This is a genomic window from Tabrizicola sp. (assembly GCF_041919135.1).
In the GTDB taxonomy this organism is placed as follows: domain Bacteria; phylum Pseudomonadota; class Alphaproteobacteria; order Rhodobacterales; family Rhodobacteraceae; genus Tabrizicola.
In genome coordinates, this window is record NZ_JAYRUJ010000007.1 from 133,299 (window position 1) to 147,236 (window position 13,938).

General features: G+C 68.6%; 10 protein-coding genes. 1 reads left to right on the plus strand and 9 read right to left on the minus strand.

The window, feature by feature from the left end; all coding sequences use genetic code 11:
• Positions 1-2 precede the first annotated feature (2 nt).
• The 6 genes from ACE3UA_RS07650 to ACE3UA_RS07675 form a co-directional block, all read right to left on the minus strand.
• A complete protein-coding gene (locus ACE3UA_RS07650) occupies positions 3-902 on the minus strand; it encodes an NAD(P)-dependent oxidoreductase (RefSeq protein WP_374643824.1) in 900 nt (299 codons plus the stop codon).
• Positions 903-963: 61 nt separating this feature from the next.
• On the minus strand, positions 964-2,394 hold the full coding sequence (locus ACE3UA_RS07655) for an aldehyde dehydrogenase family protein (RefSeq protein ID WP_374643825.1): 1,431 nt from the start codon (positions 2,392-2,394) through the stop codon (positions 964-966).
• A gap of 7 nt (positions 2,395-2,401) precedes the next feature.
• Positions 2,402-3,955 carry a trimethylamine methyltransferase family protein gene (locus tag ACE3UA_RS07660; RefSeq protein WP_374643826.1) on the minus strand — a complete coding sequence of 518 codons (1,554 nt, stop codon included), beginning with the start codon at positions 3,953-3,955 and terminating at the stop codon, positions 2,402-2,404.
• Positions 3,939-4,781, minus strand: a complete 843-nt coding sequence (locus tag ACE3UA_RS07665; protein WP_374643827.1) for an oxaloacetate decarboxylase — start codon at positions 4,779-4,781, stop codon at positions 3,939-3,941. The genes ACE3UA_RS07660 and ACE3UA_RS07665 overlap by 17 nt, the downstream gene beginning before the upstream one ends.
• Positions 4,778-7,216, minus strand: coding sequence for an FAD-dependent oxidoreductase (locus tag ACE3UA_RS07670; RefSeq protein ID WP_374643828.1), 2,439 nt, complete (start codon positions 7,214-7,216; stop codon positions 4,778-4,780). The genes ACE3UA_RS07665 and ACE3UA_RS07670 overlap by 4 nt, the downstream gene beginning before the upstream one ends.
• A gap of 68 nt (positions 7,217-7,284) precedes the next feature.
• Positions 7,285-9,711 (minus strand): FAD-dependent oxidoreductase, encoded by a 2,427-nt coding sequence (locus ACE3UA_RS07675; RefSeq protein ID WP_374643829.1) that lies wholly within the window; start codon positions 9,709-9,711, stop codon positions 7,285-7,287.
• 177 nt (positions 9,712-9,888) lie between these two features.
• Between ACE3UA_RS07675 and ACE3UA_RS07680 the strand changes: the two genes are divergently transcribed.
• Entirely contained in the window at positions 9,889-10,743 is an 855-nt protein-coding gene (locus tag ACE3UA_RS07680; protein ID WP_374643830.1) for a LysR family transcriptional regulator, read from the plus strand.
• A gap of 168 nt (positions 10,744-10,911) precedes the next feature.
• On the opposite strand, the gene hisD is transcribed toward ACE3UA_RS07680, so the two are convergent.
• The 3 genes from hisD to ACE3UA_RS07695 are packed head-to-tail and all read right to left on the minus strand — an operon-like array spanning position 10,912 to position 13,899.
• A complete protein-coding gene (hisD, locus tag ACE3UA_RS07685; protein WP_374643831.1) occupies positions 10,912-12,222 on the minus strand; it encodes a histidinol dehydrogenase in 1,311 nt (436 codons plus the stop codon).
• 4 nt (positions 12,223-12,226) lie between these two features.
• Positions 12,227-13,114 (minus strand): ABC transporter permease subunit, encoded by an 888-nt coding sequence (locus ACE3UA_RS07690; protein ID WP_374643832.1) that lies wholly within the window; start codon positions 13,112-13,114, stop codon positions 12,227-12,229.
• Entirely contained in the window at positions 13,111-13,899 is a 789-nt protein-coding gene (locus tag ACE3UA_RS07695; RefSeq protein ID WP_374643833.1) for a taurine ABC transporter ATP-binding protein, read from the minus strand. The genes ACE3UA_RS07690 and ACE3UA_RS07695 overlap by 4 nt, the downstream gene beginning before the upstream one ends.
• Between the last annotated feature and the right edge of the window lie 39 nt (positions 13,900-13,938).

Sequence of the window (13,938 nt, forward strand, 5' to 3'; positions counted from 1 at the left end):
GGTCACTCCAGCCGGGCCGGAAAGCCGGGCGCGCGCAGGTCGGTGCCGAGAAGGTCCTCGAGCAGTCTGGCGATCATCGGCGACTGCGCCTCGCCGCCATAGGCCGCCTTCGCGGCGATATAGGTCTGGTTGGTGATCGAGGCGAGGTCGAGCGGCACGCCGAATTCCTTGCCGAAGCCAAGGGCGAAGCCCAGGTCCTTCAGCGCCAGATCCACCGAGAAGGCGATGTCGTAGGACCCGTTCAGGATCAGCGCGCCCTCGGTCTCATGCACGAAGCTGTTGCCCGAGGAGGCCTGGATCGCCTGCCAGGACTGGCCGAGGTCAAGCCCGCCGCGCTTGGCCAGCATCAAGGCCTCGGAGGTGGCCTTGAGATGGATGAAGGCCAGCATGTTGGTGATCACCTTGATCACCGCCGCCGAGCCGAGCGGCCCCATGTGGAAGATGCGTTGCCCCAGGACCGCGAGCGCCGGGCGGTGGAGGTCGAAAAGCTCCTGCTCGCCGCCGACCAGAACCGTGATCTCGCCCCGCGCGGCAAGATGGACGCCGCCCGTCACCGGCGCCTCGAGAAGCCGGACCGCGCCGGTCCGCGCCAGGCCCGCGAGCCGCAGCACGTCGTCGCGGCCGAGGGTGGAGTTCTCGATCCAGGTGGCGCCGGGCTTCAGGCCGGTCAGAAGCTCGGCCAGCACCGCCTCGGAGGCGGCGGGGGATGGCAGGCAGGTGAAGACATGGTCCACCTCGCCCGCCAGCGCCGTGACCGAGGGCGCGACCCGCGCCCCCAGCGCCGCCTGCCGTTCGGCGAGGGCGGGGTTGCGGTCATAGACGGTGACCTCGTGCCCGGCTTTCAGCAGGCTGGCCGCGAGGTGGCCACCCAGATTTCCCAGCCCGATGTAGCCATAGCGCATCGCTCACCTCCCCGCGCCGATTTCCGAACGGAAATCGTGCCGAAATCCGTTCGGATTTCGGTCACTCTCCGTAGCCGACGATGCCCTTGACCTCGCAGAAGTCGTGGATGCCCCAGTCGGCATATTCGCGGCCGTTGCCGGACTGCTTGTAGCCGCCGAAGGGCGCGGAGGTGTCCCAGTCGGGATAGTTCAGGTTCACGGTCCCGGCGCGCAGCTTGCGGGCCACCGGCTTCGCATCCTCGACCGGGCCGGCGATATAGGCGGCAAGGCCGTAGACCGTGTCATTGGCCTGCCGGATCGCGTCCTCGATCGAGTCGTAGGGCTGGATCGCCAGCACCGGGCCGAAGATCTCTTCCTTCGAGATGGTCATCGAATTGACCACGTCGCCGAAGACCGTGGGCCGCACGAACCAGCCGCGGTTCAGGTCCGCCGGGCGGCCAACGCCGCCGGTGACCAGGGTCGCGCCCTCGTCGATCCCGGCCTGGATCAGGCGCTGGACCTTGTCGAACTGGAGTTTCGAGACCAGCGGGCCAAGGACGGTGGCCTCGTCGCGCGGATCGCCCACGATGATCGCCTCGGCGGCGGCCTTCGCGGCGGCCAGCGCCTCGGCCTGGCGGCCGCGGGGCACCAGCATCCGGGTCGGCGCGTCGCAGGACTGGCCGGTGTTCGACATGACGGCGTTGACGCCGGCGGCCACCGCCTCGGCGATGTCGGCGGTGGGCAGGATGATGTTCGGGCTCTTGCCGCCCAGTTCCTGCGCCACGCGCTTGACCGTGGGGGCGGCGGCGGCGGCGATGGCGGTCCCGGCGCGGGTCGAGCCGGTGAAGCTGACCATGTCGACCTCGGGGTGTTCCGACATCCGCGCGCCGACCTCGGGCCCGGCGCCGTGGACCAGGTTGAAGACGCCCGGCGGCACGCCCGCGTCATGGCAGACCTGGGCGAAGAGCGTGCCGGACAAGGGCGCGATCTCCGAGGGTTTCAGCACCATGGTGCAGCCTGCGATCAGCGCCGGGGCGACCTTGCAGGCGATCTGGTTCATCGGCCAGTTCCAGGGCGTGATCAGCGAGCAGACGCCGATCCCCTCGTAGACGATCCGGGTGGTGCCGCGGTTGTATTCCCAGACCATCTCCTCGGCGGCCTTGATCGTCGCCTCGATATGGACCTGGCCGGCCCAGGCCTGGGCATTGCGCGCCCAGGTGATCGGCGCGCCCATCTCGGTGGACATCACCTGCGCGAAATCCTCGTAGCGTTCGTTGTAGACCTCGAGGATCCGCTTCACCAGCGCGATGCGGTCCTTGACCGGGGTATAGGTCCAGCCGTCGAAGGCCGCGCGGGCGGCCAGGATGGCGCGGTCGGCGTCCTCGCGGTTGCCCATGGCGACCTCGCAGACGATCTCCTCGGTCGCGGGGTTTTCCACCCCGAGGCGCGCGGTCGAGATCGGGTCGACCCACTGGCCATTGATGTAGAATTTCAGCATGTTGGCGGGGATCATTGCGACCTCACTTGAAGCAGATGTTGAAGCGGGCGCGGATGGCGCGGTCGATCTCGGGATCGACACGGCAACCCGCCCTGGCGAGGATAGAGTTCTTGCGCGCGATGGCCGTGTCAAGCAGCAAGGGCTTGCCGGCCTCGTTCCATTCCTTCGGGGACATGCGGTTGCCGACATTGGGGTAGATGTATTCGGTCTGCATCAGCTTCAGCGTCTGGTCCGAGCCGAGGTAATGGCCCGGCCCGCCGAGGCAGACCTCCTTCATCGCGTCAAGGCTGGTGGAATCGGGCGTCACGTCGATCCCCCGCACCAGTCGCATCGCCTGGCCGAGAAGGTCGTCGCCCAGGACCAGGCTTTCCAGGCAGAAGCCCAGCAGCGAGGCATGCATCCCCACCGCCTCGTAGCACATGTTGAGGCCCGCGAGCCCGGCCAGCGCATTGGTGATCCCCTGTTCCCACCCGGCCTGCATGTCGGGCAGCTTGGAATCCGAGATCCCCGAGGCCGCCCCGCCGGGCAGGTCATAGTAGCGGTGCATCTGCGCGCAGCCGGCGGTCAAAAGCGCCTGTTCGGCGCTGCCGCCCGACATCGCGCCGGTCCGCAGGTCGGAAACGAAGGGCCAGGTGCCGAAGATCGCCGGGGCGCCGGGCTTGATCGCATTGACATAGACCACGCCCGCCAGGCATTCGGCCACCGCCTGCACGATGGTCAGCGCGATCGGGGCTGGGCTGGTCGCCCCCGCCTGCCCGGCCGAGAGCAGCAGCATCGGCATCCCGCGCCGGATGCAGTCCTCCATGGTGATGCAGGATTCCTCGGCGAACTTCATCGGCGGAACGACGAAGCAGTTGGAATTCGAAACGAAGGGCCGCTCCAGCCATTTCTCCTCGCCGCCCGCGACCATGTAGAGCATCTCGAAGCAGTCGGCGACATGGGACGGGTCGGAAAAGGAGGTGCCGACATGCTTGGTCGTCCCGGCCAGGCAGCCGTAAAGGGTGTTGAGGTCCATGTCCTTGTTGTCGGGGACGTCGCGGCAGACCATGGTGCGCTGGTAGAAGTGGATATTGTCCAGGTTGTCCACCAGCCGCGCCGCGTCATAAAGGTCCTGCGCGGTCGAGTCGCGATAGTCCAGCGTCACCGGATCGACGATATGCACCGCCGCCCCCGCCGTGCCATAGTGGACGTTCGTCCCGCTGAGATGCAGGTCGTGCTTCGGGTCGCGGGCATGCAGCGTGATGTTGCGCGCGGCCTTGGCCAGCATGTCCTCGACCAGGGCGCGGGGAAAGCGGATGCGGCCGTCGTCGCCCTGGATCGCCCCCGCCTCGGTCAGAAGCTTCACGCCCGAGGGCGGGGCCTGGCTGAGGCCGATCTGCTCCAGCGCATCCAGCGCGGCGGCGTGGATCTGCTGCACGCCCGCCTCGGTCAGGGGCTTGTACTGGCCGCCCGGCAGGCCGGGCCTCACCGGCCGCACATCCTCGGCCAGGGGGGCCGCGCGCAGGGCCACCCGGGCCTGACGGCCCCCGGAACGACGGGCGCGGGCGGGTTCGCAGATATCACCGATCTCGGTCATTGGGGGTCCCCTTGAGAAGAAGTGCGTCGATCTCGTCGCCACTGGCGGTGCCGGCGAGGGGGGCGAAACTGCCCCGCCCCAGCATCGCGCCGACAGAATCTCGAATGGCGGCATGGGCAAGTCGGGCGATCTGGCTGCCGGTGGAAATGCGGCGGACGCCCATGGCGGCAAGTTCGGCCACGGTCATGGCCTTCAGCGGCCCGGCGGCCAGGGCGTTGACGGGTTTCGTGACGGCGGCCAGCACCTGCGCCAGTTCCGCGCGGCCCGGCGGCACCGGCAGGTAAAGGAGGTCGGCCCCCGCCGCCTCGAAGGCCTGCAAGCGGCGGATGCCCTCGGCCAGGGCATAGCTGCCGTGCATCACCCCGTCGGCGCGGGCGCAGAAGACGAAGGGGCGGGCAAGCGCCCGGGCCGCGGCAGCCCCGGCCCGGATCCGCTCGACCGCGAGGCCGAAGTCATAGGCGGGCGCGCCGGGGGCGATCCGGGTATCCTCGACGCTGATCCCGGAAAGCCCCGCCTCACCCGCCAGTCGCACGGTTTCGGCCACCACCTCGGGGGCATCGCCGAAACCGTTCTCGAAATCGCCCGAGACCGGCAGGCCGGTCGCGGCCAGCAGGTCCTGGGCATGGGCCAATGCCTCGTCGCGGCTGACCCCGCCCAGGTCGGGGCGGCCAAGGGTGAAGGCATGCGCGGCCGAGGAGGTTGCCAGCGCCCTTGCCCCCAGCGCCGCCATCATCCGCGCGCTGCCCCGGTCCCAGGGGTTCGGAATGACGAAACAGCCCGACTGGTGCAGGTCGTGAAAGGCCTGGTGCCGGGCTGCGAGCGTCATGCGCGGACCCGTTCGCTGGCCGGGTCATGCATCGGCGCCAGGCTGGCGATCGCCTCGTGCCGCTGGCCCGCGACCTCGATCTCATAGCGCGAGGACAGGATGTCATCCTCGCTCTGCCCCTTGGCCGGGACATAGCCCATGCCGATGGCACCGCCCAGGAAATGGCCGTAGTTGCCCGAGGTGACGGGCCCGACGATCCGCCCGTCGCGGACGATGGCCTCGTTGTGGAACAGAAGCGGCTCGGGGTCCTTCAGGCGGAACTGGACCATGCGGCGGTCCAGCCCGGCCTGCTCCTTGCGCAGCACCGCCTCGCGGCCGATGAAGGCCGGCTTCTTGCGGCTGACGGTAAAGCCGAGGCCCGCCTCCAGCACATGATCCTCGTCGGTGATGTCATGGCCCCAGTGGCGATAGGCCTTCTCGATCCGGCAGGAATCGAGCGTGTGGAGACCGCAGAGCTTCAGGTCGGGCTGCGCCTCCATCAATGCCTCGAAGACATGCGCGGTCTGGTCGGCCGAGACGTAAAGCTCCCAGCCCAGCTCGCCGACATAGGTCACGCGATGGGCGCGGGCGATCCCGAGGCCGATCTCGATTTCCCGCGCGGTGCCAAAGGGATGCGCCGCGTTGCTGAAGTCGTTCGGCGAGACCTTGGCCAGCACCTCGCGCGATTGCGGGCCCATGAGGCAGAGGACCGATTCCGCCGCCGTCACATCGGTGATGACCGCGAAATCCTCGCCGAGCTGGGCGCGCATCCAGGCGAGGTTGCGTTGCAGGGTCGCGCCGGGAACCACGGCGAGATAGGCGGTCCCGGACAGGCGCGTCACGGTAAGGTCGGCCTCTATCCCGCCGTTTTCATTCAGGAACATGGTGTAGACGATCCGCCCCGGCGCCACGTCCATCTGCGCCGAGGAGATGCGTTCCAGGAAGGCGCAGGCATCGCGCCCTTCCACCCTGATCTTGCCGAAGCTGGTCATGTCGAACAGGCCCGCGCGCTCGCGCACGGCCATGTGTTCGGCCTTCTGGTTCTCGAACCAGTTCTGCCGCTTCCAGGAATAGCGGTATTCCCGCTCCTGCCCCTCGGTCGCGAACCAGTTCGCGCGCTCCCAGCCCGCCACCTCGCCGAAGACCGCGCCGCGCGCCTTGAGATGGTCGTGGATCGGCGACCGCCGCACCCCGCGCGCGGTCTCGACCTGGCGATAGGGGAAGTGGTCGGCATAGAGCAGGCCCAGCGTCTCGGTCACCCGCTCCTTCAGATACTTGCGGTTCTTCTGGAACGGCTGCGCGCGACGGATGTCGACCTCCCAGAGGTCGAAGGGTGCCTCGCCTTCGGTGATCCAGTGTGCCAGGGCCTGCCCCGCGCCGCCCGAGGACACGATCCCGATCGAGTTGTAGCCGGCCGCGATCCAATAGCCTTTCAGCTCCGGCGCCTCGCCCAGGTAGTAGCGGTCGTCGGGGGTAAAGCTTTCGGGGCCGTTGAAGAAGGTGTGGATGCCCGCGGTCTCGAACAGCGGCATCCGGTTGGTCGCCATTTCCAGGATGGGCATGAAATGCTCCCAGTCCTCGGGCAGCGTGTCGAACTCGAAGTCCTTGCGGATCCCCTCCATCCCCCAGGGCTTGGCCTTGGGCTCGAAGGCCCCCAGCATCATCTTGCCGGCGTCCGACTTGTAATAGGCGCATTCGTCGGGAACCCGCAGCACCGGCAGGTCGCCCAGGCCCTGCACCGGCTCGGTCACCAGGTAGAAATGCTCGCAGGCGTGCAAGGGCAGCGTGACGCCGTTCTGGCCCGCCAGTTCGCGCCCCCACATGCCGCCGCAGTTGATCACCACATCGGCCTCGATATGGCCCGGCCCGGCCTCGGTCTCGTAATCCACCCCGGTCACCCGGCCGTTGGCGGTCGTCACGCGGGTAACCCGGGTCATCTCATGGATCTTCGCGCCCCGCATCCGCGCGCCCTTGGCCAAAGCCATGGCGATGTTGGCCGGGTCGCACTGGCCGTCCAGCGGCAGGGCCACCGCGCCGACCACGCCGTCGATGTTCAGGTGGGGATACTTGGCCTTGGCTTCCTGCGGGCTGATTTCATGCACTTCCACGTCGAAGATGCGCGCGACGGTGGCCTGGCGCAGCAGCTCCTCATGCCGCTCTTTCGTCAGCGCGACCGAGATGCTGCCCACCTGCTTCATGCCGGTGGCGACGCCGGTCTCGGCCTCAAGCCCACGGTAGAGATCGGCGGAATATTTCGCGAGCCGCGTCATGTTCGCGCTGCCGCGCAGTTGCCCGATCAGCCCCGCCGCATGCCAGGTCGTGCCCGAGGTCAGCCGCCGCCGCTCCAGCAGCACCACATCGGTCCAGCCCGCCTTGGCCAGGTGATAGGCCACCGAACAGCCCGAGACCCCGCCCCCGATCACCACCGCCCGCGCTTTCGTCTGAATCTCGGCCATAGCCCTTGTCTTTCATACTGGTCCAAATATCCCGGGGGTCCGGGGGCTGGCCCCCGGTCCGCCCGCCGTCACGCGCGGATGCGCTCGTTCTTCGCGTCCCAGGCCGGGCCGTCGGGCAGGACGGTGGCCTTGACCCGGTCGCCGAAGATTTCCACCTCGACCTCCGTCCCGGCATGGGCCAGGTCCGCCCGCAGCATCCCCAGCGCCATCGAATGCCCCACGCGGTAGCCCCAGGCGCCGGAGGTGGTTTCGCCCACCACCTGGCCCTCGTGCCAGAGCGTCGACATGTAGGGCGCATCCGCCTCGCCCGCCTCGACCTTCAGCGAGACGAAACGCTTCTTCACCCCGCGCTGCTTTTCGGCGGCGAGCGCCGTCTTGCCGGGGAAGTCACGGCCCCAGTCGATGAACCGCTCCAGCCCACCCTCCAGCAGCGAATAGTCGGTGGAAAGGTCGCCCTTCCAGGCGCGGTAGCCCTTCTCGATCCGCAAGCTGTTCAGCGCCTTCATCCCGAAGGGCTTGGCCCCGCCCGCCAGCAGCGCGTCGTAGATCGCCGGCGCATCGCCCCGGTCGCAATGGATTTCCCAGCCCAGTTCCCCGGCGAAGGAGACCCGCACCAGCGCCACATCCTTCCCCGCCACCTTGGCGAAGTATTGCACCGAGAGCCAGGGCAGGGTCAGGTCGCCTTCCGTGATCGGGGCAAGGAGGTCGCGCGCCTTGGGGCCGGTAACGATGAAGCAGTGGATCCTGTCGGTCCAGTCCTCCAGCGTCACGCCTTCCGGCAGGCCCTTGCGCAGGATGTCGGCATCGTGGCTTTGCGCGACGGCGGCGGTGATCACGCCGACATCCTCATCCGAGAACGGCAGGCAGGTCATCTCGGTGACGATCCGGCCGCGATCATCGGCGAAGTAGAGCAGCCCCGTGCGCCCCGGCTGCGGCAGTTTCGAGGCGGTAAGCGAAGCGAGATGCGCCCGCGCCCCCGGTCCCGTCAGACGCAACCGGGTGAAGCCCGGCAGGTCCAGCACCCCGACCCCGTCGCGCACGGCTTCACATTCCGCGCGGATGCGCTTCTCCCAAGGGCCTGCCCGGCCCCAGGTCTGCGTCGCCTCCCAGGAGGTGTCATCGCCCGGCTGGGCGAACCATTCCGCCCGTTCCCAGCCGTTGTAGGGCGCGAACTGGGCGCCCCTCGCCTTCAGCTTCTCATGCACCGGCGAAAGCTTGCGGTCGGGCGCGGCGGGCCAGCGGGCCATCGGGAAATGCATGCCGTATTCGTGGCCGTAGACTTCCTTGCCCTTGGCGACGAGATAGTCGTGATCCTCCCACCCCGTGAAGCGGCGGGGGTCGCAGGACCACATGTCCCATTCGGTGCCGCCTTCCGTCACCCACTCCGCCAGCACCTTGCCCGCGCCGCCCGCCTGGCAGATGCCGAAGGTGAAGACGCAGGCCTCGAAGGCGTTCGGGACGCCCGGCATCGGGCCGATCAGCGGGTTGCCGTCGGGGGTATAGGGGATCGGGCCGTTGATCACCTTGGTCAGGTTGGCCTTTTGCAACAGAGGCACCCGCGCCATGGCGTCGTTGATATGCCATTCCAGCCGCTCCAGATCGTCGGGGAACAGCTGGAAGGAGAAATCCTCCGGCATCGGGTCGTCCGGCGTGGCCCAATGCGCGCGGCAGGGGTCCTCGTAGGGGCCAAGGTTGAAGCCCATCTTCTCCTGCCGCAGGTAGTAGGAAGAATCCACGTCGCGCAGGAGCGGCAGCTTGTGGCCCACCTCCTTCGACCAGGCTTCCAGTTCCGGGATGGTGTCGAACAGCATGTACTGGTGGCTCATCACCATCATCGGCACCCGGCGGCCGAACATCGCGCCGACATGGGCGGCGTAATAGCCGCCCGCGTTCACCACATATTCGGCGCGGACCTCGCCCTTCGGCGTCGACAGCACCCATTCGCTGCCGCTCCACTTCGCCGCCGTCACCGGACAGAAGCGTTCAATCCGGGCGCCCATCTGGCGGGCCCCGGCGGCCAGCGCCTGGGTCAGCTGGGCCGGGTCGATGTCGCCGTCATAGGGATCGTAGAGCGCCCCGGTCAGGTCGTGGGTCTCGACGAAGGGATATTTGATGCGGATTTCCTCCGGCGACAGGATGGTCAGGTCCATGCCCTGATAGCGCCCCATGCCGACGACGCGCTTGAATTCCTGCAGGCGCTCCTTCGAATGGGCCAGGCGCAGCGATCCGGTGACATGGTAGTTCATCGGATAGTCCACCGCCTCGCCAAGACCCCGGTAAAGGTCGGCCGAGTACCGCTGCATGTTCATGATCGACCAGGAGGCCGAAAACGTCGGCACGTTCCCCGCGGCGTGCCAGGTCGACCCTGCCGTCAGCTCGTTCTTCTCCAAGAGCAGGCAGTCCGTCCAGCCCGCCTTCGCCAGATGATACAGCGCCGAGGCCCCCACCGCCCCCCCGCCGATGATCACCACCCGCGCCCGCGCAAATTCCGCCATGATCGTCTCCCCTGACCTGCCGCCACTATCCGCCGCCACGCGGCCGCTTTCAATTCGGCCCGGACCGGGGTATTGATCGACAAACCCGATCAAGAACCATCTTCTGTTTCCAAATATCCTCTGGGGGTCCGGGGGGCGAAGCGCCCCCGGGGCTTGCCACAAGCGCCACGGCCCGACATGCAGATCGACCTTCTCGACACTTTCCTCGACCTTGCCGAGACCCGCAGCTTCCACCGCACGGCCGAGCGGCTCAGGATCACCCAGTCCACCGTCTCGGCCCGTGTCACGGCGCTGGAGCAGGCGGTGGGCTCGCGCCTCTTCGACCGCTCGCGCGCGGGCACCGATCTCACGCCCGAGGGCAAGCGGTTCGAGCCGCATGCCCGCGCGCTGCGGCATGAATGGAACGAGGCCCGCCGCCGCATCCGCATCCCGCATGGCGCCGAGCAGCTGTTGCGGCTGGGCATCCAGAACGACCTCGCCGCGGTCTATCTGGGCGACTGGGTGGCCGAGTTCCGCGCCGCCCTGCCGCAGACCGCCTTCTACATCGAGCCGGACTACTCCAACCAGATGTGCGCCGACCTCTTGACCGGCATCCTCGACTTCGCGGTGATGTTCTCGCCGAAGCCACACCCGGACCTGCATTTCGAAAGCGTGGGCGACGTGATCTACCGCATGGTCTCGACCGAGACGGCGCGGCTGGCCGGGGTGCGGCCCGACCGCTTCGTCTTCGCCCATTTCTCGCCCGCCTTCGAGGAGATGCACCGCCAGCTCACCCCCGAACTGGCCGCCTCGCCGGTCTCGGTCGGGCAGTCGGGGTCGGTGGTCTCGCTGCTGACGGCGATGGGGGGGTCGGGCTATGTGCTGGAAAAGACCCTGGGCGAGCTGATCGCGGGCGGCCGGTTCATGGCGGTGGAGGACGCGCCGGAGCTGCGCCAGCCGGTGTTCGCGGCGATCCATATCCGGCACCGGACCCTGCCGCTGCACCGCCGCCTGACCCAGCTGGTCGCCGGCCACTTCCGCGCGGCCCGGTAGGGTGGCACTGCCCATCCTGCGATTGCCCGGGCCGGCATGACCCTAGGAAGGCCACCGCGCGGGACGGCCGGGATGCGCGGACCGTCTCGCCCCATCTCTATCGCGGGGTGAGCCGCGGCCGGACTGCTGTCCCGTGATCGCGGGATGGGTGGATCACTCGCCCTGCGATCACGGCTGGAGGCGGCCGAGGTCGAACTGCTCGGACGGGAAATACTTGGCCAGCCGCACGTCGGCGGTGCGGGCGTGGCCCTCCATCCCCTCCTCGCGCGAGATGCGGGCGGTGGCGATGGCCAGCCGTTTCGACGCCATGCGGCTGGCGCGCTGCCAGGTCACGGTCTTCATGAACTTGTGCACCGAAAGCCCGCCGGTATAGCGCGCGGCGCCCGAGGTGGGCAGGACATGGTTCGGCCCCGAGGCCTTGTCGCCGAAGGCCACGGTCGTCTCCTCGCCCAGGAACAGCGAGCCGTAGCAACGCAGGTTCGCCAGCCACCAGTCCAGGTCGGCCGCCTGCACATGCAGATGCTCGGGCGCGGTGCGGTCGGCGACCTCGACCATCTCGGCGGCGGTGTCGCAGAGGATCACCTCGGCGAAATCGGCCCAGGCGGCGCGGGCATTGGCGGCGTTCGCCTCGGGCAGCGAGGCGATAAGTTCCGGCACCAGGTCCAGCACCCGCCCGGCCAGCGCGCGGTCGGTGGTCACCATCCAGACCGGAGAGTTCCAGCCATGCTCGGCCTGGCCGACCAGATCCCAGGCGACGAACAGCGGGTCGGCGGTATGGTCGGCGATCACCATGCTGTCGGTCGGGCCGGCGAACATGTCGATGCCGATCTCGCCATAGAGGATGCGCTTGGCCTCGGCGACATACTGGTTGCCGGGACCGACCAGGATGTCGGCCTTGCGCCCGCCGAACAGCCCCTTGGCCATCGCCGCGATCCCCTGCACCCCGCCGAGGTTCAGGATCCTGTCCGCCCCGCAATGGTCCATCGCGAACAGGATCGCCGGCGGGATCCCCACGCCGGGGCGCGGCGGCGAGCAGGCGGTGACATGGGCGACCCCGGCCTCTTTCGCGGTGGTGACGGTCATGATCGCGCTGGCGATATGGCTGTAGCGCCCGCCCGGCACATAGCAGCCCGCGGCACTGACCGGGATCTGCTTCTGCCCGGCCCAGAGACCGGGGATCACCTCGATCTCGCAATCCGAGATCGTGCCGCGCTGCGCCCGGGCGAAGCGGCTGATGTTGCCATGGGCGAAGCGGATGTCGTCCTTCAGCGTCTCGGGCACCTGGCGCGCGGCGGCGCGGATCGCGTCGGGGGTGACCACGACCGGCCCCTCCCAGCGGTCCATCTCGCGCGCAAGGTCGCGCACCGCCGCCTCGCCGCCGGCCTCGATCCGGGCCAGGAGCGCCTCGACGCCGGCGCGGACATCGGTCTGGCCGGTCGCGGGCGTCCGGCTTGCGGTCTTGAGATGGGTCACGGGCATCGGGCTACATCCGGCCTTTCCAGGGAACGACCTTGCGCTCGACCGCGCGCATCAGAAGGTCGAAGGCATAGGCGATGGCGGCGATCACGATGATCCCCATGATCACCGTCGAGGTCTGCAGGAACTGGCTGGCGGACAGCACCATGTAGCCCAGCCCCTCGGTCGCGGCGACCATCTCGGCGGCGACGAGCGTGGTCCAGCCGAAGCCGATGCCGATGCGCATCGCGGTCAGGATCTCGGGGAGCGCGGCGGGCAGGATCACCTGCCGCATCACCTGCCAGCGCGAGGCGCCGAAGGAATAGGCGGCGTGGATCTGCTCGATCGCGGCGGATTTCACCCCGGCCCGCGCGCCGAGGGCGACCGGCGCCAGCACCGACAGGAAGATCAGCGTGACCTTCGACGTCTCGCCGATGCCGAACCAGATGATCATCAGCGGCAGATAGGCCAGGGGCGGGATCGGGCGATAGAATTCGATCGGCGGATCGAAGATGCCGCGGATCACCGGGCTCATCCCCATGGCAAGACCAAGCGGGATGCCGATCAGGCAGGCCAGCAGGAAGGCCCCGAACACCCGCGCGGTCGAGACGGCGACATGTTCCAGGAACGGCGTGTTGGTAAAGCCGTTCTGCCAGATGTCGAGGAACTTGCGCGCCACGGCGCCCGGGCCGGGCAGGAACAGCGGCTTGATCCAGCCCATCGAGGTGACCAGCCACCAGACGAACAGGATCCCCGCGATCGAGGCCAGCGACAGAAGAAGCGAGTCCCCCTGCCCCGGCACGCCATAGGTCTCTCCGGGCCGGGTGGCGCGGGCCTTGGTCAGGCGGGAGAACAGCCCCTTCCTGCGGGGGCGGGAAACCGGGTCGGGGCGGGCGGGATCGGGGCGGGCGGTCATGCGACGGCCACCTCGTCGGAAAAGACGATCTCAAGCACCTTTTCGCGCAGCTCGATGAACTCGCGGCTGGACTTGACCGTCCGCGCCGGCGTGCCGGACAGGAACCGGCGCGAGAACGGCAGGTCGAAGCGATGGGCGATGCGGCCCGGGCGCGGCGACATGACCACCAGCTTGGTGCCCATGAACAGGGCCTCCTCGACGGAATGGGTGATGAAGAACACCGATTTCCCCGTCCGGTGCCAGATGTCCAGGATCAGCTCCTGCGCCTTCTCCCGCGTCAGCGCGTCCAGCGCGCCCAGGGGTTCGTCCATCAGCAGCACCTTGGGATCGCAGGTCAGCGCCCTGGCGATGCCCACGCGCTGCTGCATCCCGCCGGACAGGTTGTAGACCCGCGAGCGTTCGAACTCGGCCAGCCCCAAGAGCTTGAGGAAGCGGCGCGCGACCTCGTAGCGCCTCGCCTCGGCCACGCCCTGCAGTTTCAGCCCGAAGGCCACGTTGTCCAGCACGTTCAGCCAGGGCAGAAGCGCGTGTTTCTGGAACACCACCGCCCGGTCGGCGCCCGGACCCAAGACGCGGGCGCCGTCCAGAAGCACCTCGCCCGAGGTCGGCGACAGAAAGCCCGCGATCAGCGACAGGAGCGTGGACTTGCCGCAGCCGGATGCGCCCAGCGCCACCACGAAATCGTCGTTCTCGATCGCGAGGTCGATCCCGCGCAGCGCCGCGACCGGGGGTCGGCCGTCCAGCCCCGGATAGACCACCGACGCCTGCCTGATATCCAGCCCCATGGGCATCCTTCCCTGCGAGAGGCCGGAAGCGGATGGCCC

Coding starts and splice junctions, on each gene's coding strand:
- ACE3UA_RS07680 (WP_374643830.1), top strand. CDS start 9,889: ATGCAGATCGACCTTCTCGACACTTTCCTCGACCTTGCCGAGACCCGC.
- hisD (WP_374643831.1), bottom strand. CDS start 12,222: ATGCCCGTGACCCATCTCAAGACCGCAAGCCGGACGCCCGCGACCGGC.
- ACE3UA_RS07660 (WP_374643826.1), bottom strand. CDS start 3,955: ATGACCGAGATCGGTGATATCTGCGAACCCGCCCGCGCCCGTCGTTCC.
- ACE3UA_RS07675 (WP_374643829.1), bottom strand. CDS start 9,711: ATGGCGGAATTTGCGCGGGCGCGGGTGGTGATCATCGGCGGGGGGGCG.
- ACE3UA_RS07695 (WP_374643833.1), bottom strand. CDS start 13,899: ATGGGGCTGGATATCAGGCAGGCGTCGGTGGTCTATCCGGGGCTGGAC.
- ACE3UA_RS07665 (WP_374643827.1), bottom strand. CDS start 4,781: ATGACGCTCGCAGCCCGGCACCAGGCCTTTCACGACCTGCACCAGTCG.
- ACE3UA_RS07650 (WP_374643824.1), bottom strand. CDS start 902: ATGCGCTATGGCTACATCGGGCTGGGAAATCTGGGTGGCCACCTCGCG.
- ACE3UA_RS07655 (WP_374643825.1), bottom strand. CDS start 2,394: ATGATCCCCGCCAACATGCTGAAATTCTACATCAATGGCCAGTGGGTC.
- ACE3UA_RS07690 (WP_374643832.1), bottom strand. CDS start 13,114: ATGACCGCCCGCCCCGATCCCGCCCGCCCCGACCCGGTTTCCCGCCCC.
- ACE3UA_RS07670 (WP_374643828.1), bottom strand. CDS start 7,216: ATGGCCGAGATTCAGACGAAAGCGCGGGCGGTGGTGATCGGGGGCGGG.